The 24628-nt window shown below is 70.5% G+C and carries 24 protein-coding genes and 1 tRNA gene; 16 read left to right on the top strand and 9 right to left on the bottom strand.

Annotation, left to right across the window (positions count from 1 at the left end; genetic code table 11):
* The first annotated feature begins 120 nt into the window (after positions 1-120).
* Entirely contained in the window at positions 121-336 is a 216-nt protein-coding gene (locus Scani_RS07740) for a tautomerase family protein (protein WP_159471296.1), read from the top strand.
* Positions 337-387: 51 nt separating this feature from the next.
* On the opposite strand, the gene Scani_RS07735 is transcribed toward Scani_RS07740, so the two are convergent.
* Positions 388-1137 (bottom strand): immunity protein CdiI family protein, encoded by a 750-nt coding sequence (locus Scani_RS07735; RefSeq protein WP_159471294.1) that lies wholly within the window; start codon positions 1135-1137, stop codon positions 388-390.
* A gap of 346 nt (positions 1138-1483) precedes the next feature.
* On the opposite strand from Scani_RS07735, the gene Scani_RS07730 reads away from it, so the two are divergent.
* Positions 1484-1732, top strand: coding sequence for an SCO4226 family nickel-binding protein (locus Scani_RS07730; protein ID WP_159471292.1), 249 nt, complete (start codon positions 1484-1486; stop codon positions 1730-1732).
* Positions 1733-2135: 403 nt separating this feature from the next.
* Here Scani_RS07730 and phoU read toward each other — a convergent pair whose 3' ends face one another.
* Entirely contained in the window at positions 2136-2813 is a 678-nt protein-coding gene (gene phoU, locus Scani_RS07720) for a phosphate signaling complex protein PhoU (RefSeq protein ID WP_159471278.1), read from the bottom strand.
* A 539-nt stretch (positions 2814-3352) separates the two neighbouring features.
* On the opposite strand from phoU, the gene phoR reads away from it, so the two are divergent.
* Positions 3353-4675 carry a two-component system sensor histidine kinase PhoR gene (phoR, locus tag Scani_RS07715; protein ID WP_159471276.1) on the top strand — a complete coding sequence of 441 codons (1323 nt, stop codon included), beginning with the start codon at positions 3353-3355 and terminating at the stop codon, positions 4673-4675.
* A gap of 5 nt (positions 4676-4680) precedes the next feature.
* Positions 4681-5352 carry a two-component system response regulator PhoP gene (gene phoP / locus Scani_RS07710; RefSeq protein WP_467916441.1) on the top strand — a complete coding sequence of 224 codons (672 nt, stop codon included), beginning with the start codon at positions 4681-4683 and terminating at the stop codon, positions 5350-5352.
* Positions 5353-5516: 164 nt separating this feature from the next.
* Here the strand turns inward: phoP and Scani_RS07705 are convergent, their stop codons facing one another.
* A complete protein-coding gene (locus Scani_RS07705; RefSeq protein ID WP_159471274.1) occupies positions 5517-6155 on the bottom strand; it encodes a copper chaperone PCu(A)C domain-containing protein in 639 nt (212 codons plus the stop codon).
* An 839-nt stretch (positions 6156-6994) separates the two neighbouring features.
* Between Scani_RS07705 and Scani_RS07695 the strand changes: the two genes are divergently transcribed.
* The 7 genes from Scani_RS07695 to Scani_RS07665 all read left to right on the top strand — a co-directional run bounded on the left by Scani_RS07695 (position 6995) and on the right by Scani_RS07665 (position 14150).
* Entirely contained in the window at positions 6995-7477 is a 483-nt protein-coding gene (locus Scani_RS07695) for a CarD family transcriptional regulator (RefSeq protein WP_003953493.1), read from the top strand.
* Between the two features lie 451 nt (positions 7478-7928).
* Positions 7929-8675, top strand: coding sequence for a 2-C-methyl-D-erythritol 4-phosphate cytidylyltransferase (ispD, locus tag Scani_RS07690; protein WP_159471272.1), 747 nt, complete (start codon positions 7929-7931; stop codon positions 8673-8675).
* On the top strand, positions 8668-9213 hold the full coding sequence (gene ispF / locus Scani_RS07685; protein WP_159471881.1) for a 2-C-methyl-D-erythritol 2,4-cyclodiphosphate synthase: 546 nt from the start codon (positions 8668-8670) through the stop codon (positions 9211-9213). The genes ispD and ispF overlap by 8 nt, the downstream gene beginning before the upstream one ends.
* 140 nt (positions 9214-9353) lie before the next feature.
* Positions 9354-9758 carry a PPOX class F420-dependent oxidoreductase gene (locus Scani_RS07680; protein WP_159471270.1) on the top strand — a complete coding sequence of 135 codons (405 nt, stop codon included), beginning with the start codon at positions 9354-9356 and terminating at the stop codon, positions 9756-9758.
* A gap of 118 nt (positions 9759-9876) precedes the next feature.
* Positions 9877-11271 carry a cysteine--tRNA ligase gene (cysS, locus tag Scani_RS07675; RefSeq protein ID WP_159471268.1) on the top strand — a complete coding sequence of 465 codons (1395 nt, stop codon included), beginning with the start codon at positions 9877-9879 and terminating at the stop codon, positions 11269-11271.
* A 128-nt stretch (positions 11272-11399) separates the two neighbouring features.
* The gene (gene rlmB / locus Scani_RS07670) at positions 11400-12356 is read left to right on the top strand and encodes a 23S rRNA (guanosine(2251)-2'-O)-methyltransferase RlmB (protein WP_159471266.1); all 957 of its coding nucleotides are present in this window, start codon (positions 11400-11402) and stop codon (positions 12354-12356) included.
* A gap of 156 nt (positions 12357-12512) precedes the next feature.
* Complete coding sequence (locus Scani_RS07665) at positions 12513-14150, top strand: DoxX family protein (RefSeq protein ID WP_167538040.1); 1638 nt, start codon at positions 12513-12515, stop codon at positions 14148-14150.
* A 541-nt stretch (positions 14151-14691) separates the two neighbouring features.
* Here Scani_RS07665 and Scani_RS07660 read toward each other — a convergent pair.
* The 3 genes from Scani_RS07660 to Scani_RS07650 all read right to left on the bottom strand — a co-directional run bounded on the left by Scani_RS07660 (position 14692) and on the right by Scani_RS07650 (position 17340).
* A complete protein-coding gene (locus tag Scani_RS07660; protein WP_159471264.1) occupies positions 14692-15420 on the bottom strand; it encodes a nucleotidyltransferase family protein in 729 nt (242 codons plus the stop codon).
* Between the two features lie 30 nt (positions 15421-15450).
* Positions 15451-15867: a hypothetical protein gene (locus Scani_RS07655; protein WP_159471262.1), complete on the bottom strand. Its 417-nt coding sequence runs from the start codon at positions 15865-15867 to the stop codon at positions 15451-15453.
* A 336-nt stretch (positions 15868-16203) separates the two neighbouring features.
* Complete coding sequence (locus Scani_RS07650; protein ID WP_159471260.1) at positions 16204-17340, bottom strand: ABC transporter ATP-binding protein; 1137 nt, start codon at positions 17338-17340, stop codon at positions 16204-16206.
* A 175-nt stretch (positions 17341-17515) separates the two neighbouring features.
* Between Scani_RS07650 and Scani_RS07645 the strand changes: the two genes are divergently transcribed.
* Both Scani_RS07645 and Scani_RS07640 read left to right on the top strand, forming a co-directional pair.
* Positions 17516-17589: transfer RNA gene (locus tag Scani_RS07645), tRNA-Thr, on the top strand.
* 202 nt (positions 17590-17791) lie between these two features.
* Positions 17792-18052: a hypothetical protein gene (locus Scani_RS07640; protein ID WP_246295547.1), complete on the top strand. Its 261-nt coding sequence runs from the start codon at positions 17792-17794 to the stop codon at positions 18050-18052.
* 5 nt (positions 18053-18057) lie between these two features.
* Here the strand turns inward: Scani_RS07640 and Scani_RS07635 are convergent, their stop codons facing one another.
* The gene (locus Scani_RS07635; RefSeq protein WP_159471258.1) at positions 18058-18675 is read right to left on the bottom strand and encodes a TetR/AcrR family transcriptional regulator; all 618 of its coding nucleotides are present in this window, start codon (positions 18673-18675) and stop codon (positions 18058-18060) included.
* A gap of 69 nt (positions 18676-18744) precedes the next feature.
* Between Scani_RS07635 and Scani_RS07630 the strand changes: the two genes are divergently transcribed.
* On the top strand, positions 18745-20079 hold the full coding sequence (locus Scani_RS07630; RefSeq protein WP_159471256.1) for an alpha/beta hydrolase: 1335 nt from the start codon (positions 18745-18747) through the stop codon (positions 20077-20079).
* 312 nt (positions 20080-20391) lie between these two features.
* On the opposite strand, the gene Scani_RS07625 is transcribed toward Scani_RS07630, so the two are convergent.
* Positions 20392-22065, bottom strand: a complete 1674-nt coding sequence (locus tag Scani_RS07625) for a site-specific integrase (protein ID WP_159471254.1) — start codon at positions 22063-22065, stop codon at positions 20392-20394.
* A complete protein-coding gene (locus Scani_RS07620; protein WP_159471252.1) occupies positions 22062-22742 on the bottom strand; it encodes a helix-turn-helix domain-containing protein in 681 nt (226 codons plus the stop codon). Before Scani_RS07620 ends, Scani_RS07625 begins: the two co-directional genes overlap by 4 nt.
* 94 nt (positions 22743-22836) lie before the next feature.
* On the opposite strand from Scani_RS07620, the gene Scani_RS07615 reads away from it, so the two are divergent.
* Together Scani_RS07615 and Scani_RS07610 are read left to right on the top strand one after the other, a co-directional pair.
* Positions 22837-23067 (top strand): hypothetical protein, encoded by a 231-nt coding sequence (locus tag Scani_RS07615; protein ID WP_129280715.1) that lies wholly within the window; start codon positions 22837-22839, stop codon positions 23065-23067.
* 233 nt (positions 23068-23300) lie between these two features.
* A complete protein-coding gene (locus Scani_RS07610; RefSeq protein WP_159471250.1) occupies positions 23301-24542 on the top strand; it encodes a DUF3631 domain-containing protein in 1242 nt (413 codons plus the stop codon).
* Positions 24543-24628 lie beyond the last annotated feature (86 nt).

Below are 24628 nucleotides of genomic sequence, written 5' to 3'. Positions count from 1 at the left end.
CAGCAGTTCGGCTCGTCGGCACCCTTCTCTCCGAAGAGGGCGTCCAGCCCGCACCGCATTCGGCCCCGGTGTCCCAAGCGGCATGACGGCTCGAACTCACCCTCATGTGGGAGGCATCCGATGCCCTTCATCGACATCAAGGTGATCGCGGGAGTGTTCACGCCCGAAGAGAAGCAGAAGATGGTCGAGGACGTCTCCGAGGCGTTGATCGCCATCGAGGGCGAGGCCATGCGACCGGTGACGCATGTCGTGATCACCGAGACGCCCAGCGGCGAATGGGCAGTCGGCGGCAAGGCACTGACAGCCGAAGACGTCCGGGCCAAGAGAGCGGGCTAGCCCAGCCGGCACGTCCGTGCTCCGCCTCCGCCCCCGCCCGCCGCGTTCGGCTCATGCCGGCAATTCCCGGTCTCCCTGCCACTCGACGTACGTCATCGCGGCCAGGCCGCCGTTCACCAGGCCCTTGTAGGTCACCGTCCAGGCGGGGCCGAGTTCGTGGGCGACCCGTCGGGCCAGGTCTCGGCCCTCGTGGAACAGTCGCTGCCAGGTGTCGTCGTACTTGCCCTCCTCCCGGTCGCGGATCTCCAGGTTCAGGGTGGTGTCGATCTCGTCCGCCCACCCGTACAGGGCGGCGACGAGACCGTCGGACAGGTCCAGGGCGGCGGCCGGATCATCGGGGAAGAAGTCTCCGAAACCGTCGGAGCGCAGCGGACCGAACCGGAACTCGCCCTCGACGATGAGGTCCACCGGGTGCGGAGGTATGCCGTGGCTGTCGTGTTCCCAGTGCAGGCGCTCGCAGCCCCAGCACACCCACTTCGCTGTCCGGTGGCGCTCGTCCCAGTAGCGCACCGCCCACGGGGGCCCGAGGTGCCCGGCCAGTCGCCGAGCCGCCACCAGGCCCTGCTTGACGTGAGCCCGCAGGTCCGGGCGGGCGGTGAAACCGCCCGGCGGACGGGACAGCGACCATGAGCGCAGCGCGTGCGCCAGGTCTTCCGGCAGGCCCAGGGCCAGGTCGTCCAGCGGCACGCCGGCAGTGAAGGTCTCGAGGTCCTCGTGCGTCCCGCCCCCGTACGGCTCGTACAAGGGGGAGGGCTCGGATCGGGCCTGCACGAGCAGGTAGCGCGGGTCTTCGTGGGGCATGCGGACCTATCTCCACGATCGTGTCGGGAGGCGGCCCGTGGACGGCTGTCGCACCAGGGCGCCGACCTCCCACCCCGTGCGGAGGACTCGGGCCCGCCTCGCAGACCGAGTTCCCCGGCGGATCGGAAGCTTACGGGGTGTCCCGCAGCGCCTGGGGGCGGTCGGCACCTGTGCCCCGGGCGCAGGGGAAGTGGAAGAGCAGCGGGCGGTTGCCGTGGTGAGCGGTGGAGCGTAACGGGCGGTGAGCCCTGGGGACGAGAACCGCGGTGTCCGGAGGCAGCATGGAGAGAGGGGCGCGGGGGAGCGCCGGGGGCACTGACCGTCCGCGACCGGAAGGATGAGCCCGATGCCCAAATTCATGGACATCCATCACGGCATGAAGGGCCTCGGCCCCGACGACATCAAGGCGGCGCACCAGGCCGATCTCGCCATCCAGAGCGAGGAGGGCGTGACCTTCGAGCACGCCTGGGCCGACACCGACTCCGGAGATGTCTTCTGCCTGTCGGATGCGCCGTCGGCGGGGGCCGTGCAACGCATCCACGAGCGGGCCGGCCACAAGGCCGACGAGATCCATCAGCTGTCGGTCTCCCTCTGACCGACCGCGAAGAGGCCGACCGACCGGCAGCGGCCCCGGCCCGAGGGGCGTGGAGCTCCTCGGGCCGGGGCCGCAATGGCGCTGTGCCGTAGTGGCTGTGCCGTGACGGTCGCTAGCAGCCACCGCCGCACTGGCACGGTCCGCCCGACTGGCAGCCGCAGCTGCAGCCGGGGCCGCAGCCGCAGGCGCCGAGCAACGGGAGCCGTGGACGCTCGACGGCCGTCGCGTCGTGGGGCGCGGGGTTGGGGGAGTCCGCCATGGGTGCCATGCATTGCCTCCTAGGGGTCACCTGGTGCCCATTGCAAGCCCGGGTGCCGAGGCGCGTCAACGGCGCGTGGAGGCACACGTCAACGGCGCACGGCGGCCCAGAGGGCGGACTCGCACCCTCCTCCCGCTGCCGCGGTTAGGCGCCTTCCACCGCCGTCGGCGGGGCGATCTCGTCGGCGTGCTCGCCGGTCACGAGGTAGACGACCCGCTTGGCGACGGAGACCGCGTGGTCCGCGAAACGCTCGTAGTAGCGGCCCAGCAGGGTCACGTCCACGGCCGTCTCGATGCCGTGCTTCCAGCGGTCGTCCATCAGGTGCTGGAAGAGGGTGCGGTGCAGCATGTCCATCGCGTCGTCGTCCTGCTCCAGCTGCAGTGCGAGATCGACGTCCTTGGTGATGATGACCTCGGCGGCCTTGGCCATCAGGCGCTGCGCCAGCTGCCCCATCTCCAGGATGGTGGCGTGCAGGTCCTGCGGTACGGCCGTCTCCGGGAAGCGCAGCCGCGACAGCTTGGCCACGTGCTGGGCCAGGTCGCCGGAGCGCTCCAGGTCGGCGCTCATCCGCAGCGAGGTGACGACGATCCGCAGGTCGGTGGCGACCGGCTGCTGCCGCGCCAGCAGGGCGATCGCACGGGCCTCCAGATCGCGCTGGAGGTCGTCGACCTTCTCGTCGGCGGCGATGACGTTCTCGGCCAGCTTGAGGTCCGCGTCGAGTATCGCCGTGGTGGCGCGCCCGATCGCGGAGCCGACGAGCCGGGCCATCTCGACCAGGCCCTCGCCGATCGAATCCAGCTCCTCGTGGTACGCGTCCCGCATCTGTGACCTTCTCTCGCATCGATGTGGTGGTGTGGCGTGGGTGGGAGGTGGAACGGGGTGCAGGGTGACCTGTGCCCACGCTCTCACGGACGGTGTCCGCGCGGCCCGTGTCCCGAAAGGGCGGTGCTCCACGGAGCCGGCCCGCCGCGGCGCCGGTGCTCCGGCGGACCGTGGCCCCGCGGTCGCTCAGGGTGTCCGGCCGCGCGTCGGAGCCGAGCCGTCCGGCACCCGCACCGTCACCCTGCGGGCACCGCGCGACCTGCGCTGCCACCGGGGGTGAACCGGTGCCGTCGTGGAGGTGAACTCTGGGCGACGCAACCACGGCCCCGAGGGCGGTGACGCGGTTCACCTGGCCGAGCGCCGGAGGGGTGGCGCGCCCGTACCGGTTTCCCTAGGGACGTCTGCCGGGCGCCCGCCCGTCCCGCACCGGCCTCCGGAGTGAACCGGTGTGGACGTGACGGTGAACTCTGGGCGACGGCTGTTCGAGCAGGGCCCCGCATGGCTGGGGAAGTGCCGGACCAGGCGCATAACCTGGAGTCATGAACGTGGACGCGGCCGTCGCCGCAGTGGCTGCGATCGCCGGGCTCTGCACCGGTGTCTTCGCCATGCTGGCGTTCCGCTGGAGCGAACGCGACCAGGCCAAACCCACCCGCACCTCCCTGCACACGGACGCCGTGCTGCCGCCCGGGGTCGACACCGTGCTCTCGGTGCTCCGCTCCTCGGCCGTGGTGCTCGACGAGGCCGACGCCGTCGTCAAGGCCAGCTCCGCCGCCTACGCCCTCGGCCTGGTCCGCGGCGGCAAGCTCGCCGTCGAGCCGATGATGCAGATGGCCCGCGACACCCGCAGGGACGGCGAGATACGCCAGGTCGAGCTGGATCTGCCGCGCCGCGGCACCGGCCGCGGCGAGGCGCTCGCGGTCTCCGCCAGAGTCGCCCCGCTCGGCTCCCGGCTCGTCCTGCTGCTGGTCGAGGACCTCACGGAGGCCCGCCGCATAGAAGCGGTCCGCCGCGACTTCGTGGCCAACGTCAGCCATGAGCTCAAGACCCCTGTGGGCGCCCTGTCGCTGCTCTCCGAGGCCGTGATGGACGCCAGCGACGACCCCGAGGCCGTCGAGCGCTTCGCCGGCCGGATGCAGAACGAGGCCACCCGCCTGACCAACCTCGTCCAGGAGCTCATCGACCTCTCCCGGGTGCAGAACGACAACCCGCTGGAGGACGCCGAGCCGGTCCGGGTCGACGAGCTGGTCGCCGAGGCGATGGACCGCTGCCGCCAGCAGGCCGGCGCGAAGCAGATCACCATGGCCAGCTCCATCGTCGGACCCGAGGGGTCCGCCGCCCGGGGCGGCGGCGCGCGACGCGAGGGCGGCGCCGATGACCTGCACATCTGGGGAAATCGCGGCCAGCTCGCCGCGGCCCTGGGCAACCTCGTCGAGAACGCCGTCAACTACTCCCCGGCACGCACCCGCGTCGGGATCGCCGGACGCCGCGTCTCCGCGCCCGGCGGCGACCTGATCGAGATCGCGGTGACCGACCAGGGCATCGGGATATCCGAAAAGGACCGGGACCGCGTCTTCGAGCGGTTCTACCGTGTGGACCCGGCGCGCTCGCGCGCTACCGGCGGGACCGGTCTCGGCCTCGCCATCGTCAAGCATGTGGCCGCCTCGCACGGCGGGGAGGTCACGGTGTGGAGCGCTGAGGGACAGGGCTCCACCTTCACCCTGCGTCTCCCGGAAGCCGGAGCCGTGCGCGACCGCGAACGGCCCGCCGACCCCTCCGCGGAGGGCCTCGACGACGAGGACCGCCCGTACGAGACCTTCAACGATCCGCTCCCTGCTCACCCAGCCCCGGAGGTCCTTCCGTGACCCGAGTGCTTGTCGTCGAGGACGAGGAATCGTTCAGCGACGCACTGTCGTACATGCTCCGCAAGGAGGGTTTCGAGGTCGCCATCGCGGCTACGGGCCCCGACGGACTCGACGAGTTCGAGCGCAACGGCGCCGACCTCGTCCTGCTCGACCTGATGCTGCCGGGCCTGCCCGGCACCGAGGTCTGCCGCCAGCTGCGTGGCCGCTCCAACGTCCCGGTCATCATGGTGACCGCCAAGGACAGTGAGATCGACAAGGTCGTCGGCCTGGAGATAGGGGCCGACGACTACGTCACCAAGCCCTTCTCCTCCCGCGAACTGGTCGCCCGCATCCGTGCGGTGATGCGCCGCCGCGGCGAGCCGGAGGAGGTCACCCCGCAGGCGCTGGAGGCCGGCCCGGTCCGGATGGACGTGGACCGCCATGTCGTCACGGTCTCCGGCGGCAAGGTCGACCTGCCCCTGAAGGAGTTCGACCTCCTGGAGATGCTGCTGCGCAACGCCGGCCGCGTGCTGACCCGGATGCAGCTCATCGACCGGGTCTGGGGCGCCGACTACGTGGGCGACACCAAGACCCTGGACGTGCACGTCAAGCGGCTGCGCGCCAAGATCGAGCCCGACCCGGGCGCGCCGCGCTACCTCGTCACGGTCCGCGGCCTGGGCTACAAGTTCGAGCCGTAAAGCTCCGGGCCGCCCGAAGCACGAGCCGCACAGCGCACGGGCCACGCGCGCAGGGGGCGCTCACCGGCCACCGGCCCGCGCGCCGCGGGAGTACGCCTCAGGGGCGCCCCTCCGATCCGGAGGAGCGCCCCTGAGGCGTTGTGGCACGCGTGGCGCGGGCGGGGTCAGTGACCGCTGTGCGCCGACGCCGTGGGGGAGCCGGACGGGGAGGCCGAACCGGACGGCTTGCCCGACTGGGACGGCTTGGCCGAACCGGACGGGGACGGCGAGCCGGACGCCTGCGGGAGCTGCGAGGGACCGTAGCCCTCGAAGTAGTTCGTCGCGGGGACCACGTAGGCGTGGACCTTCACCTTGCCGAGCGAGGTGATGTTGAAGGTCAGGGGCTGTACGTTCCCGTCCTTGACGGCCTCACGGCCGCTGCTCAGGACGGCCGAGGCGTTGCCCTTGCCACCGAGCACCACGGAGCCCCCGGCCGGCACGGTGATCGGGCCCGAGCCACCGCCCGCGGGCGAGAGCTTGGCCGACTGGCCGGTGCCGTCGACGGAGATCGCGGTCAGCTTCTGGTCCTTGGCACCGTTGTTGAACACCGTCGCGGCCACCACTGCCGGGCCCTTGGCGTTCACATCGGGCTGGGTGATCACGTTGATGTTCTGGATCTTGATGCCGCCGACGGAGGTCGCGGCGTTGTCCGGCTTGACCTCCAGCGTCTGGGCATCGTTCCCGGCCCCGCACGCGGACAGCGTGGCGATCGAGAGCGAGAGGACGGTGGCGGCGAGGACGCCGCGTCGAAGGCTGCGGCTCACGGCGGCGGCATCTCCTTGACGAGCTACGGCGGCCGAACGTTCGTGCCCGGTCGCGGATGGACGGCTGGGGCGGCACTGCGTACGCGTCATGACGACGGGTGCGTAAAGCCGCCCTAAGGGTGTGTCAGCGCCGCTAGGTTACCGAGCCGTCCTCGCGCCGCCGCACCCGACCCGCCCCCAGCGCGATCAGCGGCCCGCGATACCCGCCGGGGCGCCGTTGCACCGGCCCCGGAAGCGGGCTCACGGTGCGAAAGCTGACCGTGCTTCACGATCCGCCGGGAAGCAGCCGGGAGAACACGCCGGAGAACGCCGAGGGCGACACGCAACCACGGCACGGGTGCGGCGACCGGGCGCATCGAGATCACCCATCGAGATCATCCGGCGAGAACGTTCCCCGAGAAGAGGGAAGGAATTTTCGGCAAGCGGCCGTTCGGGTGGCGATCCATGGGTTTCTCCCCGGGGAAAAGCAGTATTCGCAGGGAATGTGAAGGCCTCGCGGAATTGATCACACTCTTCGGGACGGCCGATCGTGATCAATTCAGGAATCTGCGCCGAGGGGCCCGTGAGCAGCCGAACGGAGTACCGGAACTCGCTCATCTGGATCCGCACAAAACGGGACGTTCAGGCCGTCGATCCACGCGTTCCCGGTACGTAACGGGCGGGTTTCCACTCACCCGTGCAGCCCCTCCGACCTGCGAATACCCGTCTCCCGAGGCCCTTCGCAGCACGTTCCGGTCGTTGTTGTCAAGCCCCGAGATATGCCCTGACCTGCGAAAACGCCATTCAGAACGGTCCGTTCCCGTGTTAGCATGGATAGCCACGGAAGGGGTACCTGTCACATGACGTTCAAGGTTGGCGACACCGTGGTCTATCCCCATCACGGGGCCGCGCTGATCGAGGCCATCGAAACTCGCCAGATCAAAGGCGTGGACAAGACCTACTTGGTGCTGAAGGTCGCCCAGGGCGACTTGACTGTTCGTGTGCCAGCGGACAATGCGGAGTTCGTCGGCGTACGCGACGTGGTTGGTCAGGACGGGCTGGACCGGGTCTTCGAGGTGCTTCGTGCACCGTACGCCGAAGAGCCGACGAACTGGTCCCGTCGCTACAAGGCAAATCTCGAGAAGCTCGCTTCCGGTGACGTGATCAAGGTCGCCGAAGTCGTGCGCGACCTGTGGCGGCGTGAGCGGGAGCGCGGACTGTCCGCCGGTGAGAAGAGGATGCTCGCGAAGGCGCGCCAGATTCTGGTGAGCGAGCTCGCCCTCGCGGAGAACACCAACGAGGACAAGGCCGAGGCCCTGCTCGACGAGGTACTCGCGTCCTGACGACGTGTGCGTCGGCGAGATCCGACGCAGCGACGACGTAGCAATGCCGCGGTGCCCGAGTGACGACCGTTTCCCCGTGAAACGGTCTGTTGCCGGGCGCTGCGGCATATCTGCTGCCGCGTCATGAGCCGTGCCACGAAGGCCGGTCATGAACGCTGTGTCATGAACTGTGCGCCGTCATGAACGTCGTCTGATGACCACGGTGTCATGAACTGTGCGACATTGACTTATGGGGTATGACCTGCCGGGACCGGCGCGTGCCGGCCCCCTGTGGTGTGCCGGGCCCGGGCAGCTGCCTCGACCGCTGTCACGGAAGGGTCCGGTCAAGGCGTCGCGTCCGGCACGACCCCAGCCTTCGGCCGGGGCTACCTCCAGGGCCATACCCACCTCTCCCGAGGAAACAAACCTGTCGGCGTCAATTCCGGGCTCGCCCCGGACTCCGGAGCCATCGATGTCAGATCCCTCCCGCCCGGTCCGCACCGCCGCGGTGATCCCCGCCGCCGGACGCGGTGTCCGGCTCGGTCCCGGCACCCCCAAGGCGCTGCGTGCCCTGGGCGGCACGCCCATGCTGGTGCACGCCGTCCGCGCGATGGCCGCCTCGCGCGCCGTCTCGCTCATCGTCGTGGTCGCCCCGCCCGACGGCGCCGCCGAGGTCGCCCACCTCCTCCACGAGCACCCGCTCGCCGAGCGCACCGACCTCGAAGTGGTCCCCGGCGGCCGGACCCGCCAGGAGTCCGTACAGCTCGGTCTGGCCGCGCTCCCGGACACCATCGACGTCGTGCTGGTGCATGACGCCGCGCGCCCGCTGGTCCCGGTCGAGACGGTCGACGCGGTGGTCGCCGCCGTGCGCGACGGTGCGCCCGCCGTCGTCCCGGCGATGCCGCTCGCCGACACCGTCAAGCAGGTCGACCCGCAGCCGCAGGGCACCCCGGAGCCGGTGGTCGGCACGCCGGAGCGGGCCCTGCTGCGCGCCGTGCAGACCCCGCAGGGCTTCGACCTGGCGACCCTGCGCAAGGCGCACGACACCGTCGTCGAGGGCGAGGGCGCCACCGACGACGCCGGGCTGGTCGAACGGCTCGGCTCGCCGGTCGTGGTCGTCCCGGGCCACGAGGAAGCATTCAAGGTGACCCGGCCGCTGGACCTGGTCCTGGCCGAGGCCGTACTCGCCCGCAGGAGGGCCACCGATGGCTATGTCTGAGCACGACGGAACCCGGCCCGCCGCGGACGCCCCGGCCGCGGTCCCGCCCGTCGTCGTCCCCCTCGTCGGCATCGGCACGGACGTGCACGCCTTCGAGCAGGGCCGCGAGCTGTGGTGCGCCGGGCTGCTCTGGGACGACACGGAGAGCGACGGCTACGGCCTGGCCGGTCACAGCGACGGCGATGTGGCCGCGCACGCGGCCTGTGACGCGCTGTTCTCGGCCGCCGGCGTCGGCGATCTGGGGGCGCACTTCGGCACCAGCCGCCCCGAGTGGTCCGGCGCCTCCGGGGTGACGCTGCTGGCCGAGGCCGCCCGGATCGTCCGGGCCGAGGGCTTCGCCATCGGCAATGTCGCGGTGCAGGTCATCGGCGTCCGCCCGAAGGTCGGCAAGCGGCGGGACGAGGCGCAGAAGGCGCTGTCGGCGGCCGCCGGCGCGCCGGTCTCGGTCTCCGGCACGACCTCGGACGGGCTGGGGCTGACCGGCCGCGCCGAGGGCCTGGCCGCGGTGGCCACGGCGATCGTCTTCCGTACGGCCTGAGCGGCGGGTACGGCGTCCGGCGCGGCCGGTGCGGCGCCCGGCGTTCCCCCGTTGGCGCGGGAACGCCGGGCGCCGCACGGGTGTTGGGGGGAGGATCGGAGTATCCGTGTCCCCCGGAAGGCCCGCAGGAAGGACCCCTCGTGACTGCCACCCTGTCCGACGACCTCAAGACGCTCCTCGACACTCCGGTCTTCGTGACCGTGGCGACCATCCAGCCCGACGGCAGCCCCCAGGTCTCCCCGGTCTGGGTGAAGCGCGACGGCAACGACCTGCTGTTCTCGACCACCGTCGGCCGGCGCAAGGAGGCCAACCTCCAGCGCGACCCGCGGGTCTCGATCGTCGTCCAGCCCTCCGACGCCCCGTACACCTACGCCGAGGTCCGTGGTTCGGCCCGGCTCACGACCGAGGGCGGGCCGGAGCTCATCGAGGAGCTGTCGCGGAAGTACACCGGCAAGCCGTACGCGGAGTTCAATCCGGCGTCGGCCGACGACTCCGCGCGGGTCGTGGTCCGGGTCACCCCGCGCAAGGTGGTCGGCAGTATCTGAGAGCTCGCGGTCCGCTTCCGGCGCGGCACTGCGGCGAAATCGGACGCGTGTGAGGCTTCTGTCACCCCGTGGCCAAATGGGTCGCGGGGCACTGCCTCGTTCCGACTACCCTGGTTCCGTGACGATTCGCCTGTACGACACCAGCGCCCGGCAGATTCGCGATTTCACCCCGCTCGTGCCGGGCTGTGTCTCGATCTACCTGTGTGGTGCGACCGTGCAGGCCGCCCCGCATATCGGGCACATCAGGTCGGGACTGAACTTCGACATCATGCGCCGCTGGTTCGAGTACCGCGGCTACGACGTGACGTTCGTGCGCAACGTCACCGACATCGACGACAAGATCATCAAGAAGTCGGCCGAGCAGGGCCGCCCCTGGTGGTCGGTGGGCTACGAGAACGAGGTCGCCTTCAACGCGGCCTACGACGCCCTCGGCTGCCTGCGCCCCACCTACGAACCGCGCGCCACCGGCCACATCCCCGAGATGGTCGAGATGATGCGCGGCCTGATCGACCGCGGCCACGCCTACGCCGCCGACGGCAACGTCTACTTCGACGTGCGGTCCTTCCCGGAGTATCTGCGGCTGTCCAACCAGGAGTTGGACAACCTCCTGCAGCCCTCCGGCGAGGGTGAGACCGGCAAGCGCGACCCGCGCGACTTCGCCATGTGGAAGGCGGCCAAGGAGGGCGAGCCCAGCTGGGAGACCCCCTGGGGCCGCGGCCGGCCCGGCTGGCACCTGGAGTGCTCGGCGATGGCCCACAAGTACCTGGGCGCCGCGTTCGACATCCACGGCGGCGGCATCGACCTGATCTTCCCCCACCACGAGAACGAGATCGCCCAGGCCAAGGCCTTCGGCGACGATTTCGCCGCGTACTGGACCCACAACGCCTGGGTGACCATGAGCGGCGAGAAGATGTCGAAGTCGCTGGGCAACTCCCTGCTGGTCTCCGAGATGGCCAAGCGCTGGCGCCCGATCGTGCTGCGCTACTACCTGGGCACCCCGCACTACCGGTCGATGATCGAGTACAGCGAGGACGCCCTGCGCGAGGCCGAGTCCGCCTTCGCCCGCATCGAGGGGTTCATCCAGCGGGTCGTGGAGAAGGCCGGCCCGGTCGAGCCCGCGGCCGAGGTCCCGCCCGCCTTCGCCGAGGCCATGGACGACGACCTCGGTGTCCCGCAGGCGCTGGCGATCGTGCACACCACCGTCCGCCAGGGCAACTCCGCCCTGACCGCCGACGACAAGGAAGCGGCGGTGGCCCGTCTCGCCGAGCTGCGCGCGATGCTCGGGGTGCTGGGCCTGGACCCGCTCGACGACCACTGGACCGCCACCACCACCGACCGCGGCCAGGACCTCCATGGCGTCGTCGACTCCCTGGTCCGCCTCGTCCTCGACCAGCGTCAGGCCGCGCGCACCCGCAAGGACTACGCCACCGCCGACGCCATCCGCGACCAGCTCCAGCAGTCCGGCCTCGCCATCGAGGACACCCCGTCGGGCCCGCGCTGGTCGCTGTCCTGATCCCGGCCGCACGCCTCGTCGGCCACCCGGATTCGCCCCGCACGGTGGCCGCGGGCGACACTCATTCCATACGTACGTACCCACTCCACGTCGCGAGACGTCGAGAGCAGTGAAGAAACAGGTGACCCATGGCCGGCAACAGCCAGCGCAGGAACCGCCGCACGTCCAACAAGAAGGGCGCGCAGGTCGGCAGCGGCGGCAAGCGGCGCCGGAGCCTGGAGGGCAAGGGCCCGACCCCGCCCGCCTCCGCTCGCAAGGGACACGTCAAGAACCGCGTCGCCAACGCCCAGGCGAGGCAGGCCGCCTCGCGCCGCCCGGCTCCGCGCCGCGGTGGCGCCAAGGGCACCGCCGAGCTGGTCGTCGGCCGTAACCCGGTCTTCGAGGCGCTGCGCGACGGCGTGCCCGCGACCACTCTCTACGTCCAGCAGTTCATCGACACCGACGAGCGGGTGCGCGCCGCGCTCCAGCTCGCCTCGGAGCGCGGCGACATCAACCTGATGGAGGCGCCGCGCCCCGAGCTGGACCGGATGACCAACGGCCTCAACCACCAGGGCATGGTCCTGCAGGTCCCGCCGTACGACTACGCCCACCCCGAGGACCTGGCCGCGGCCGCCTTCGACGAGGGTGACGACCCGCTGATCGTCGCGCTCGACGGCGTCACCGACCCGCGCAACCTCGGCGCGGTCGTCCGTTCCGTGTGTGCCTTCGGCGGCCATGGCGTGGTCGTGCCGGAGCGCCGGGCGGCCGGTATGACGGCCGGTGCGTGGAAGACCTCGGCCGGCACCGCGGCCCGTACGCCGGTCGCGCGCGCCACCAACCTGACCCGGACGCTGGAGTCGTACCAGAAGGCCGGCCTGACGGTCGTCGGTCTGGCCGCGGACGGCGAGATGGAGCTGCAGGACGTCGCGGCGCTGGACGGCCCGGTCGTCATCGTGGTCGGCAGCGAGGGCAAGGGCCTGTCGCGACTGGTCGGCGAGACCTGTGACGTCCGGGTGCGGATCCCGATGCCGGGCGGCGCGGAGTCGCTGAACGCCGGTGTCGCGGCCGGCGTCGTCCTGTGGGAAGCGGCGCGCCGCCGCGGCTGATGTCCGGTGCCCCGGGGCCGCCGGCACCTCCCGTGCCGCACCCCGGGGCAGGACCTGACCCTCTGTGTGTCTTTGCCGTATCCCGTGATCTTTTGACGGGTCTCGGACAGATCCGCCCGGTCAAGGCAGTGTCTTAACCGCGGGTCACTCGGTTAGATGAGCGTGGACACCAGAACACCCCGCACGCCTACGGGGGGACGCTCGCCGGGCTTCGATGACGAGCCGGGCCTGAGCTCGGTCAAGGTGCCGTGCGATCCCGCGCAGGTCATCGTCAACCACGCCAGTTTCCGCGTACAGCTCGCCCCGCCCGCGGCACGCGGCGCCCTGTCCGACACCGCGCGCATCCCCGTCATCCGGGGCTCGGCCGCCGGGGCCAGACGCCGGGCGCCCGTGGTGTGGAGCGGCCGCACCGAACCGGGCGGCACGGCCGGCGCCACCACCCAACTCCTGCACGCGGTGCGCAACGCGGGCATCGGCCTCGACGGCGGCCAGGCCGAGGACGTCGGCACGACCCAGGTCCTGCCCCGGGTCCGCCTCGGCGACGCCGCCCCCGCCCAGACCGTGATCGGCCAGCGCGGCCCCACCGACTCCGCCGGCCCCCTGCTGCGCGGCGTACGGCCCGTGGGCAGCGCATACGGCGACACCTACCGCGACCACCCCTACCGCGGCTCCTACGGCAACCGCGGCCCCGCCGACGACGACTACGACGACGACCGGTTCGAGGCGCCGGACGGCTACGACCCCGGCGCCAAGCGCCGCGGCACCGACAGCGTGCGGCACGCGTACTACCCGGGCCGCCGGATGAACCTCGGCGTCGTGCTGCTGCCGCTGCGCATCTTCCTCGGCCTGATCTCCGTCTACGCCGGCATGGGCAAGCTCTGCGACCCCGTCTACTTCGACGGCGGCGAGCGGGGCTCGATGGTCAAGTGGCTGCTGTCGCTCGACCCCTGGGCGTTGGCCGTGCCGCTGCGGGACTTCGCCGTCTCGCACCCCGTCGGCGCCGGTCTGACCGTCGCCTTCCTCCAGGTCGTCGTCGGCGTCCTGACCATCTGCGGACTGTGGCAGCGGGTCGCCGCGTCCATCGGCGCGCTGCTCTCGGCGGCCCTGCTGATGACCGTCACCTGGCGCACCGTCCCCGCCTACGACGCCCCCGACATCATCTACCTCGCCGCCTGGAGCCCGCTGATCATCGCGGGCGCGCCCGTCTACTCCATGGACGGGCGGCTGGCCGGCGAGGCCTGGCGGCGTCTCGGCCCCCGCGTCGAGGTGGCCGACCTGCGACGCCGGGTGCTGCGCCGCGGCGCCGTGATGACCGCGGTGGTGGCCGGACTGACGCTGCTCATCGGCTCGCTGCTCGGCGGCGCCGTACGCTCCGCGACGGTCGCGACCGTCCCCCGCCCCGGCGAGCCCGCGATCAACAACCTTCCCGGCTCCCCGCTGCCCCGCCCCGGCAAGCACACCGCCCGCCCCGGCCAGCGCCACAAGGGCAGCGCCGCTCCCCGTCCGGGCACCCCCTCCGCCAACGCCTCGCACAAGGCCCGCAAGCCCGGCACCCCGTCCGCGTCGACCTCCGGCACGGGCCGGTCGACGGGCAGCGGCAGCGGCCTCTCGCAGCAGCCGGGAGCGACCACCAGCGCCCCCCAGCAGACCGTGCCGACCCGCGCCCCGGCGCCGACCCATGTGCCGACCTCGACGGGCGGCACCGGCGGCGGCACGACCGGTACCGGCAGCACCGGTTCCGGCAGCTCCGGCGGCGACTCCGGCGGCGGAAGCCTGGGCGGCCTCCTGGGCTGACCGGCTTCCTCCCCGCGGTTTCCCGCACACCCCTGTCCCCGATCGCCCCGCTCTCCGTACGGCTCGGATTCACCGGCTGTTAGGGGGTGGGGGTGGTCGGGGACGGGTGTGTGTGGGGGTGGGTGCGGGTCCGGGGGCATGTCCGGGTGCGGGCAGTGGGGGAGCAGTTGTGAGGGAGGGGCTCCCCTGGGGGGCCGCGACGGCTCCGGGGTGGCTCAACGGTTCCGGGTGGCTCAACGGTTCCGGCGGCTGGGGTGTCCCAACGGCGCTTCCTGCGGCTCGACTTCGTTCGTGCGGCGACGGGGGGACGGAGGGGTCCCGAGGGGCGTCGGCATGAGGTCCGAGGCGCGACGTAAGAGGGCCGGTGGGTGTCGGCATGAGGTCCGAGGCGCGGCGTATGAGGTCCCGAGGGCGACGAGCGAGGTCTTGAGCGCGACGAGCGAGGCCCGGCGGACGACGGCGCGTCCCTGCGCCCGGGAGCGGCTCAGGCGCCTGCGAGCGGCTCCGCGTGCGCCGTGGAGCGTGGGAGAGGGACCGGCCCTCAACGCCCGTGTGCGTTCAGCTCCTCGGCGGCCTCGGTGAGGTCCTTGGCGGTGTCGATGGCGCGCCAGTAGGCGCCCTGCGGCAGCGGAAAGCCGGCCAGGCGGCGTTCGCGGGCGAGGCGCGGGAAGGTGGTGCGCTCGTGGTCGCCGCGGTCGGGGAGCAGCTCCGTGAAGGCCGCGGAGAAGACGTAGACGCCGGCGTTGATGAGATACGGCGAGGGCGGCGACTCGATGAAGTCCAGGACGTGGCCGAACGCGTCGGTCTCCACGGCGCCCCAGGGGATGCGGGGGCGGGCCAGCGCGAGGGTGGCCTCGGCGTCGCGCTCGTGATGGAAGGCGGCCATCTCGCGGAGCGGGAAGCGGGTCCAGATGTCGCCGTTGGTGGCGTACCAGGGCTCGTCCGGGCGGGGGAGGGAGCCGGCCGCGTACTTGAGGCCGCCGCCGCGGCCCAGCGGCTCGGTCTCGACAACGGTCGTGACGCGCAACGGCAGTTGGGTGCGGTCCAGCCATTCCTGGAGTACCCCGGCGAGGTGTCCGCAGGAGACGACGACGTCCGTGACGCCTTCCGAGGCCAGCCAGTTCAGCTGGTGGCCGATGATCGGGGTCCCGGTGCCGGGAATCTCGACCATCGGCTTGGGGCGGTCGTCGGTGTACGGGCGGAGACGTGAGCCCTGGCCGCCGGCCAGGACCACGGCCTGCGTGGGGTGAGGATGCTGGGCACCTGTCATGGGTCGCACCCTATGCGGTGCGAGCGGGGGTCACTGGGCGGCGGCGACGCCGGTGGCGAAGGAGGTGTCGCAGACCGGGCGGGAGAAGGCCTGGGCGCGGTGTGCGGCCCCGTACTTGGCGACCGCGGCACGGCCGAGGTCCCGGGCGATGGAGACGCAGTGCTTGGCCAGCGAGGGGCGCTTGGTGGTCGCCTCCTGGAGGTGCGTCAGGGCGACGCCCGGGTCCTTCTCCTGGAGCTCGACGAGGAGGCGCTTGCGCAGGGCGTCCTCGGGCGCGCGCGGGCCGGCCTTGGTGGAGGCGGTGCCGGAGGAGGCGGTCAGCACCTGGGAGTCGGTGGCCGTCGATGCCCACGGAACGCGGGTGACCGCGAGGGTCCCGGACAGCACGAGGACGACGGGAAGGACGAGGGCGAGAGTTCTGCCGATGCGGCGGGCTGCGGAGTTCACGGTCGAGATGGTAGCGAGGAGTGATGATTTGGCGACATTTAGTCACCTTATCGAGGGACGCAATGGCTCGTGGGTGCGGTTCTGATGTTGACGAACTGGTACGAAAAGCCCGGTTATGTCCCGATGGGGGCTTGGTGAGGTGGAGCAGCTTGGTGGCTTGGGGTTTGGGGCTTGGGGGTGGCGTGGGACGGCTTGGGGTTTGGGGCGGCGTGGGACGGCTCGGGACTTGGTCGGTGCCGTGGGGCGGCTTGGTGCGGCCGGGCAACGCAGCGGCGGCGGTACCGGGGTGCTGCCCGGTACCGCCGCCGTTCTCACGCTTCGGTCGCCCCGTGTCCGTCAGTCGGTGAGGCGCTCCCCGGACGACGTGGAGAAGACGTGCGTCTCGCCCGCCCGCGGCACGACGTGCAGCCGGGTGCCCTTGTCGGGAACCTGGCGGCCGTTGACCCGTACGACGAGGTCCTTGAGCTCTCCGCCGACCTCCGCGGTGCCGTACACATAGCCGTCGGCGCCGAGCTCCTCGACGACATTGACCGTGACGGCCAGACCGGCCGGTGCGTCGGCGGCCTCCTTGGACAGCGACTTGGCGGCGGCGCCGTTCTGCTCGACGATGTCGAAGTGCTCGGGGCGGACGCCGACCGTCACGGTCCGGTCGCCCTTGTCGGCGGCCGCGGACAGCGCCTCACGGTTGACCGGGACGACGCTGTTGCCGAACTTCACACCGCCGTCCGTGATCGGCACCTCGACCAGGTTCATGGCCGGCGAGCCGATGAACCCCGCCACGAAGAGGTTCGCCGGCCGGTCGTACATGCTCCGCGGCGAATCGATCTGCTGGAGCAGGCCGTCCTTGAGCACGGCCACCCGGTCGCCCATGGTCATGGCCTCGACCTGGTCGTGGGTGACGTAGACCGTCGTGATCCCGAGCCGGCGCTGCAGCCCCGCGATCTGCGTACGGGTCTGGACGCGGAGCTTGGCGTCCAGGTTGGACAGCGGCTCGTCCATGAGGAAGACCTGCGGCTCCCGGACGATCGCCCGCCCCATCGCGACCCGCTGCCGCTGACCGCCGGACAGCGCCTTGGGCTTGCGCCCCAGGTACTCCGTGAGGTCCAGGATCTTGGCCGCGTCCTCCACCTTCTGCCGGATCTCGGCCTTCGGCACACCGGCGATCTTGAGCGCGAAGCCCATGTTGTCGGCGACCGTCATGTGCGGGTACAGCGCGTAGTTCTGGAACACCATGGCGATGTCCCGGTCCTTCGGCGGAAGGTGGGTGACATCGCGGTCCCCGATGCGGATGGCGCCTCCGTCGACGTCCTCCAGCCCCGCGAGCATCCGCAGCGAGGTGGATTTGCCGCATCCGGAGGGGCCGACCAGGACAAGAAATTCGCCGTCTTCGATGGCGATGTCCAGTTTGTCGACGGCGGGCTTGTCGGAACCCGGGTAGATGCGGGTTGCCTGGTCATACGTGACCGTAGCCATGGAGAGTCCCTTCACCGGCAGGAACGTGCCGGACGATCCGAGTAAAAGGAGTGGTGTAGTCCACTGATATGGACTCTCCGTGACGCTACCCGCGGCGGCCCCCGGTGTCAGTAGCCCTGCACTCACCAATTTGGGAACCTGCATCCGGCCCGCCTGGGTACACTGCTTCACGCACGCCTCCTTAGCTCAGCTGGCCAGAGCACCGCTCTTGTAAAGCGAAGGTCGTCGGTTCGAATCCGACAGGGGGCTCAGAGCTTGAACAGGGACGAAGCCCCGGGCCGGATGTGGCCTGGGGCTTCTGACATCTACGGATGACATCAACGCGGGTGGTCGGTCGAGATCACTGCCGATCGAGCCGCCGTTTCAGCAGCCGGTCCATGTGGCTGACGGGCGACCTTACGGAACCCCCTGCAAGCACGAGCACGCCTGCATCCGCTGCCCCGTTCTCCAGGTGGATCCCCGCCAGAGGCCACGCCTCATCGAGATCATCCAGAACCTCCGCGAGCGCATCACCGAGGCCCGCGCCAACGGCTGGCTCGGCGAGGTTGAGGGACTCCAGGTCAGCTTCGACGCTGCGATGGCCAAGCTCAACAGCCTCAAACGGGCTCCGACCGATGGCCGGCCGCAGCTGGTGGACCTTGGCATGCCGGTCTTCACCGACGATGCACCCCGCCCCGCCAGGGACCGGGAGGGCCCGGATAACGGGCCCTGATCCTGTCAGTGAGCGAGTGCGGCTTGGCGAAGGCTGCGGAACACCGATGGGGTCATCCATCCGCGCAGCGTGGCGTGAATCGTCGAGCGGAATGCGGCCTCGGCCGTGGCGGCGTCGAGGGCTCCGGCCAGTTCGAGAGTCACCAGTCCGTGCAGGGTGGCCCAGATCGACAGGGCGATCGACGTTGCCTCGCCGACGAGGATGGACGCCGCCAACGCGCGATCGATCGCCGCGAGGAGCGGACGGATCGGGTCACTGGCACCGACCTCCCCCGACGGGTCGAAGGACTGCACACCACCGAACAGCACCGTGTACAGGTGACTGTGTCCGCGCCCCCAACGACGGTAGGCGACGGCCAGCGCGTAGAGGTCGGCGAGAGGGTCCGCGGAGGTCTTCGTCGCCGACAGGTCCTGGAACAGGCCGGCGACGGCTCTGTCGCGCACCGCACCGATCAGCCCGTCCTTACCGCCGAACAAGGAATACACCGCCGTCGTCGACGCCTCGGCAGCAGCGGCCACGGCGCGGAGCGTGAGCGACTCCCGCGGACGGGTGGCAAGCATCTCGGTCGCGCACTCCACAAGCCGCTCTTTGACGGCCTCGTCGTTTGTTCTCGGCCTACCCACGGCCAGCAGCCTACCTCTCTTTGATAACGTCGTTTTGAAACAGCGTTCTGAAACTGTTGGAGGTCCGCTATGCCCACGTCCGCCATACGTCTTGTCCGCTTCGCCGGACGCTTACTGCTGGCCCTGGCCGCCGTCGTGATGCTGGTTGTCGTCTTTCTCGCGCTGATCGCCCTCACGGACGGGGCAGGCTCGGGGCTCGCCGCATGGTTGCCGACCCTTGGAGTCGGGGCTGTCCTCGCGACGTGGCGGGGCCGGCGCGGCACTTGGCCGGCGCGGCTCGTGCCGTTCCTGCCGGTGGCTGTCGCGGCGGCGTTGACGGCATCGGTCTGCATCCCGACCGTGTCGACGGCCCGGCGGTACCCGCCCGCGCTACCCTTCGTGACCACGCAACACTGGAGCCTGACCACGGGCAGCCGGGTCGCGGTGTACCACTACCCGCCCGCGCACCCCAGCCCCCGGCATCCCATCCCGCTCGTGTACCTCAACGGCGGACCGGTCCGCGGCATCTCGGTACTCGACCATCGATTCCTGCAACTCCTGGCCCGCCAGGGCTACGACCTCTACGCCTACGAACAGGCCGGCGGCGGACGAAGCGACCTGCTCCCCATGAGCCAGTACACGATCTCCAGGCCGGTCAGCGACCTTGCCGCCTTTATCGACCGCCTGAACAAAGGCAAGGTCGACATCCTCGGATTCTCTTCAGGCGGGGCCGTGCTCACCCGAGCCTTGGCCGACCCGAGCGTCGCCGGACGCCTGCACCGGGCGATCATCGCCGAGCCCGGCCCCATGGATGGCCCTACCGCACACATCACCGGGCACAAGGGCCGAAAATCCGCACGCGGCCTCGCGCCGGCCCCGACCGGACCGCGATCGACACACGTCCCCCGGTACGCCGTGGCATTCGGCCTCATGCGGCTCGGACTCCTCAGCCCCGACACCGGACTGATCGGACAGGCCGAAGGCGACAACGCCTTCACCGCCGCAGACCTCGGCAGCGACACCGCATCCGCATACTGCGCGCGCGACGCGCACCGCATCCCCGCCGAGGACACCGCACAAAACTTCTCCTTCAGCCCCGCCGCCAGTCTCCGCATCCAGCAGACGGTCAAGGACTCACCCTCCATCGCCTCACAACTGAGGCAGTCCCGGACCCCCGCGATGCTGATGATCGCCGAGTGCTCCTCCCAGATCCGTCAATGGGAGACCACCGTCCTTGCCAATGACCCCGCCATCCAGCGCACGCAGTACATGCCCGGAGTCGGACACCACATGTGGAACGGCCTGGACGACAACAACGACCGGGCCGCCGCCGTCATCACCGCGTTCCTTCAGGACAAGCCAGCACCCCTGCCGAACTACCCGACCCGCGACGAGATCCCTACCTTCCTGCGCGATCACGAATGAAGACGTTGAGGCCCGTCACCGGCAGCGGCTGGCGAACCCTCGAAGCCGTCCGGGCCCTGAGCCAGGCACAGCCAAGGACGACCTCTTAGTCCGGAAAAGAGCCAGAAGTGAGGTCTGCCGACATCCATAGCTGACATCAACGTCGGCGAACAGTGCCAGTGCTGAGCGAGCCTGGACGGCCCTATCGGTCGCCTGGGCAGAGGCTGTGACTGCACCCGGGCCGAACTTGTAAAGCGAAGGTCGTCGGTTCGAATCCGACAGGGGGCTCTGAGCATGCCGCGCTGACCTGGGGTTTCTCCCCAGAGAGGCGTTCTATTCGGCCTCGGACTCCTCGTCCGGGGCCGTTTGCGTGCGCGGTGCGTGAGCGGATGGGGCAGCAGGGCCGCGCTCAGCCGTGGATTTTCCGGCACCGTTTGTCACGGCTTCGGGTTCGATTCCGGGTTGTTCGTCCGGTTCGACGTCCACTTCGGTCGCGGTGGTCGGCTTCGTCGGGCGTGCGCGGGGGACGAGGCGGGCGGCGGCCTCGGCGATTGCCCGGTCGGTCTCCGGCAGCAAGCTCGTGTAGGTGTCCGCCGTGATGGCGATCGAGGAGTGGCCGAGCATCTCCTGGATGTCCTTCAGGTCGGCGCCGGCCGCGTGGGCGAGGGTGGCCGCCCCATGGCGCAGGTCGTGGAGCCGGATCGGCGGGAGGTCGATCTCCTCGCACAGCTCGATGAAGCGGCGGGTGACGTTGGCGGGGTGGAGCATCTCGCCGTTCTCCTTGGTGAAGACGCGTCCGGTCTCCGCCCAGGCGCTGCCCCACTCCTCGCGGTCCGCGTCCTGCTGGATGCGGTGCCGTTTGAGGGCCCGGACCGTGTCTGAGTCGAGCGCGATCGTCCGAGCGCCCGCGTCGGTCTTGGGATCGTCCTCGTACACCTCCCAGCCGTGCACGACGAGTTGCTTGGCGACGGTGATGCGGCCGTCGTCGAGGTGCGTGTCGGTCCACCTCTGCCCGCACGCTTCGCCTCGCCGCAGTCCACGGAAGACGATCAGGTGCCACAGCGCGTAGAGGCGGTCCTCCGCGACGTGGTCGAGGAAGAGGCCGGTGTGCTCCGGCGTCCAGACCATCACGGGCGAGGGCTTCTCGCCGGTGCGCTTCCAGTGAAGGATGCACTCTTCTGTCCACACCAGCGCCTTGGGGCGCTTGCCAGCCTCCAACTCGACGTGGGCGGCCGGGTTGAAGGTGATCAGTTGCTGGGCGATCGCAGCGTTCAACGCGGCCCGCAGCGTGGAGCGGATGCGCTGACGCGTGGCCGGAGTGACGATGCGGCGGAAGGGACCCATCTCGGCGATGACAGCCTTCAACACCTGGCGGCGGGCGCGGTGGGCGCGCCCCTTCCAGGGAATCTCGGCAAGGTCCTCAATCGCCCTGCGGCGGGTGGCATTTCCCTCGGTGATGTCGACGTTAGCCTCGGCGATGGCCTCGAACATCGCCGACAGGTGGCTGACGCGAAGACGGTCAAGGCGGAGGTGCCCGATCCGCGGCTTGAGGTGGAGGCGGATGTTGCCCTCATCGCGGCTGATGGCACTCGGTCGCCCCTTCTTGCCCGCCAGCCACATGTCCAGCCAGTCGCCGACGGTGAGGCGGCTGGTCAGGTCCAGGCCGTGGCTGAGGCGGCGCCGGGTCTCTTCGACGTTCGGCAGGGGCGCCTTCTCGTCGGCCACCTTCTCCAGCAGCTCGGCGATCTGGGCCAGGCCCTCGGGGTCGTCGGCGTCGGAGAGCCCGAGCAGGGCGCGTATGTGGTCGAGGTCGGCCTGTGCGGCCTTGAGGGACTCGTAGCCGGCGCGGCTGAAGGAGCGTCGGGTGCCGTCCTCGAGGGGCGGGAGTTCCTGGCGTATGGAGTGCGAGCCGTGCTTGCGGCTGGTGAGCTTGGGGCACTTCTTGCCGAGCGGTTTGCCGCTCTTGGGGTCGCGGCAGTAGCAGCGGCGGTGGGTGGAGCCCTTCAAAGGCGTCCCTCCGGGGTGGCGTTGGCGTCGGCTTCGGGTGGGTCGACGTCGTTGAGCGCGGGTGGCAGGTCGGGCGGGGTGGCTCCGTCGTCGCGGAGGTCCCGACGGAGGTGGCGGAGGTTGTACTTGGCCGAGATGGCCTGGTCGGCGTACGTGGTCCGCTTGCGCTCGGCTTCTTCCTGCTGGGCACGGCTGGTTGCCGTCTTGACCGCGAACCGTGCCTGCTCTTCTTCATCGAGTGCGGCCAAGGCGGTGCGTACGAGGCTGGCGTGAGCTTCGAAGTCGGGCACGAGGCCCGCGTCGTAGCCGGGCACTTCCTGCTCGCCGGTGAAGCGCCGCAGGGCGTCCCAGGTGGGCACGAGGTCCTGGAACGGCAATTCCTGGGTCTGGTCGACGTACCCGACGGGGAAGATCAGGCATGCCGGGTAGGTCTCCAGGGCGGCTGCCAGGACCATGACGTCCACCAGCGGGAGGCTGGCCCGGCGTCCGGACTCCATGTTGGCGATCACGTTGCGCGGGATGGGATGCCCGAGCCGCTCGCACTGGTCGGCCAGATCCTGAGCGCTCCACCCCATCTCCTTCCTTCTCCGCCGGACTTCGCCGGCCACGTTGGCCTTGATCCGGTCCTCCCACTCGGGGAAGTCGTCCTCATCATCATCGCTACCGTGTTGTGTCACATAGACACATTAGCTTGAGGATCCTGGTTGGTGGACGCCTGGAGCCGGACGTGAGGGCCACGTTCGCCGAGGGCTGTACCGAAAGGGATGCCGCATGCGCGAAAACGCCGCTGCCGGACGAATGAACGGGATGAGCCGGGAAGATCTGCTTGCGCTTCCGGTAGCCGTTGACCTGGAGACCAGCAATCGCGCCTTGGGGCTCGGCCGGAGTAAGGGCTATGAGCTGGCGAAGCGGGGTGCGTACCCGTGCAAGGTCCTGCGACTCGGCAACGCCTACCGGGTCGTCACCGCAGATCTGTTGGATCTGCTCGGGCTGGCGGCGTGAAGGGGCGGCAGCGTAGCAGGCGATTCTGCGTTGAGCTGACACAGAATCGCTGGACTGTGGGCGGAGGTGGACGTACGGTCCGTGTTCCCTCGCGACGGCCTGGTGCCCGCGAGACAGGGAGGGGCCCCCGGCGGCGCAACGCCGGAGGCCCCAGCAACCCCGAACGGCCCGTCAAGAACCAACCCGGCGGCAAGGGCGCGCAAGCCCGCCACCGCCAGACGAGGAGCTGTCCCGTGGAACATGCGGGATCCGAGCCCTATTCCGACTCCGACAAGCCCGTATGGCCGCCTGTCGCCGTCCCCGGCCAGCCGAGTGTCGCCCCTTCTGTGCCGTCACCGGAAGAGCCGTCCACCGTCATACCCGACCCCGCCCCGGTCTCCGAGGGGGAGCAGGTGCTGACGGAACTGCGGGAGCAGATCCGTCGGTACGTCGTGCTGCCGAGCGAGGAAGCCTTCACGGCGGTAACCCTGTGGGTGGCGGCGACCCATCTGCAGACGGCGTGGCAGCACGCTCCGAGGCTGGCCGTCGTGGGGCCGGCCAAGAGGTGCGGCAAGTCGCGGCTCCTGGACGTGATCACCGAGAGCGTCCATGACCCGCTGATCACGGTCAATGCCTCGGCTGCCGCGGTGTTCCGGTCGATCACGGACACCCCGCCGACCCTGTTGGTCGACGAGGCCGACACGCTCTTCGGCTCCGTGAAGGTCGCGGAGAAGAACGAAGAGATGCGCGGTCTGCTCAACGCGGGACACCAGCGGAACAGGCCCACCCTCCGGGTCTCTGGCCCCAACCACGAGGTCGCGAAGTTTCCCACCTTCGCGATGGCAGCCCTCGCGGGCATCGGCGACCTGCCCGACACGATCATGGACCGGTCGATCGTCATCCGGATGCGGCGCCGCAGGCCGGGCGAGAAGGTGGCGGAGTTCCGCACCTTCCGCGACACCCCGGCCCTCCACGCGCTGCGCGACCGGTTCGCCGCCTGGCTGGCACCTCTCCACGCCGACGCGATGGAGCTGACACCGACCATGCCGGTCGAAGACCGCGCGGCTGATACCTGGCAGCCGCTGGTGTCCATCGCCGACCTCGCCGGGGGCCAGTGGCCCGACCTCGCCCGCACCGCCTGCCGCGTCATGGCCAAGCACGAGGCTGAGCACGACCAGGACAGCAGCAGCCTGGGCATCCGCCTCCTGGCCGACATCCGCCGCGCCTTCGCCACAGAGGGCAATCCACCGGCGCTCCGCACCGGTCGTCTCCTCGACATCCTCAACCAGGACGACGAGACGCCCTGGCCGGAGCACACCGCCAACGGCCTCACCCCTCGTGGCCTGCAGATCCTGCTCAAGGAGTACGGCATCAGCTCGGCCACCCGTCGCTTCCACGGCAACGTCCAAGCCAAGGGCTTCACCCGCCTGCAGTTCGCCGACTCCTGGGCGCGCTACTGCCCCGAGCCCACGCCGGAATCCACGACCGGCGGCTGACCCGGCACGACTCGTCGCGACTCGTCTCCACGCAGGTCAGCGCGGGGACGAGTCGGAGACCGGCAACGAGTCGACTCGACAGCACC

It is taken from the genome of Streptomyces caniferus (assembly GCF_009811555.1).
Lineage (GTDB): Bacteria > Actinomycetota > Actinomycetes > Streptomycetales > Streptomycetaceae > Streptomyces > Streptomyces caniferus.
The sequence above is the reverse complement of the archived record's forward strand: the minus strand, read 5'-3'. Positions and strand labels throughout refer to the sequence as shown.

What these genes read in the sequence shown, in the direction of transcription:
- Scani_RS07665 (WP_167538040.1), top strand. Translation starts at nt 12,513, where the DNA reads ATGAGCGTGGACACCAGAACACCCCGCACGCCTACGGGGGGACGCTCG.
- Scani_RS07735 (WP_159471294.1), bottom strand. Translation starts at nt 1,137, where the DNA reads ATGCCCCACGAAGACCCGCGCTACCTGCTCGTGCAGGCCCGATCCGAG.
- Scani_RS07660 (WP_159471264.1), bottom strand. Translation starts at nt 15,420, where the DNA reads ATGACAGGTGCCCAGCATCCTCACCCCACGCAGGCCGTGGTCCTGGCC.
- Scani_RS07615 (WP_129280715.1), top strand. Translation starts at nt 22,837, where the DNA reads ATGCGCGAAAACGCCGCTGCCGGACGAATGAACGGGATGAGCCGGGAA.
- ispF (WP_159471881.1), top strand. Translation starts at nt 8,668, where the DNA reads ATGTCTGAGCACGACGGAACCCGGCCCGCCGCGGACGCCCCGGCCGCG.
- phoU (WP_159471278.1), bottom strand. Translation starts at nt 2,813, where the DNA reads ATGCGGGACGCGTACCACGAGGAGCTGGATTCGATCGGCGAGGGCCTG.
- Scani_RS07740 (WP_159471296.1), top strand. Translation starts at nt 121, where the DNA reads ATGCCCTTCATCGACATCAAGGTGATCGCGGGAGTGTTCACGCCCGAA.
- rlmB (WP_159471266.1), top strand. Translation starts at nt 11,400, where the DNA reads ATGGCCGGCAACAGCCAGCGCAGGAACCGCCGCACGTCCAACAAGAAG.
- ispD (WP_159471272.1), top strand. Translation starts at nt 7,929, where the DNA reads ATGTCAGATCCCTCCCGCCCGGTCCGCACCGCCGCGGTGATCCCCGCC.
- Scani_RS07695 (WP_003953493.1), top strand. Translation starts at nt 6,995, where the DNA reads ATGACGTTCAAGGTTGGCGACACCGTGGTCTATCCCCATCACGGGGCC.
- Scani_RS07630 (WP_159471256.1), top strand. Translation starts at nt 18,745, where the DNA reads ATGCCCACGTCCGCCATACGTCTTGTCCGCTTCGCCGGACGCTTACTG.
- Scani_RS07730 (WP_159471292.1), top strand. Translation starts at nt 1,484, where the DNA reads ATGCCCAAATTCATGGACATCCATCACGGCATGAAGGGCCTCGGCCCC.
- phoR (WP_159471276.1), top strand. Translation starts at nt 3,353, where the DNA reads ATGAACGTGGACGCGGCCGTCGCCGCAGTGGCTGCGATCGCCGGGCTC.
- Scani_RS07650 (WP_159471260.1), bottom strand. Translation starts at nt 17,340, where the DNA reads ATGGCTACGGTCACGTATGACCAGGCAACCCGCATCTACCCGGGTTCC.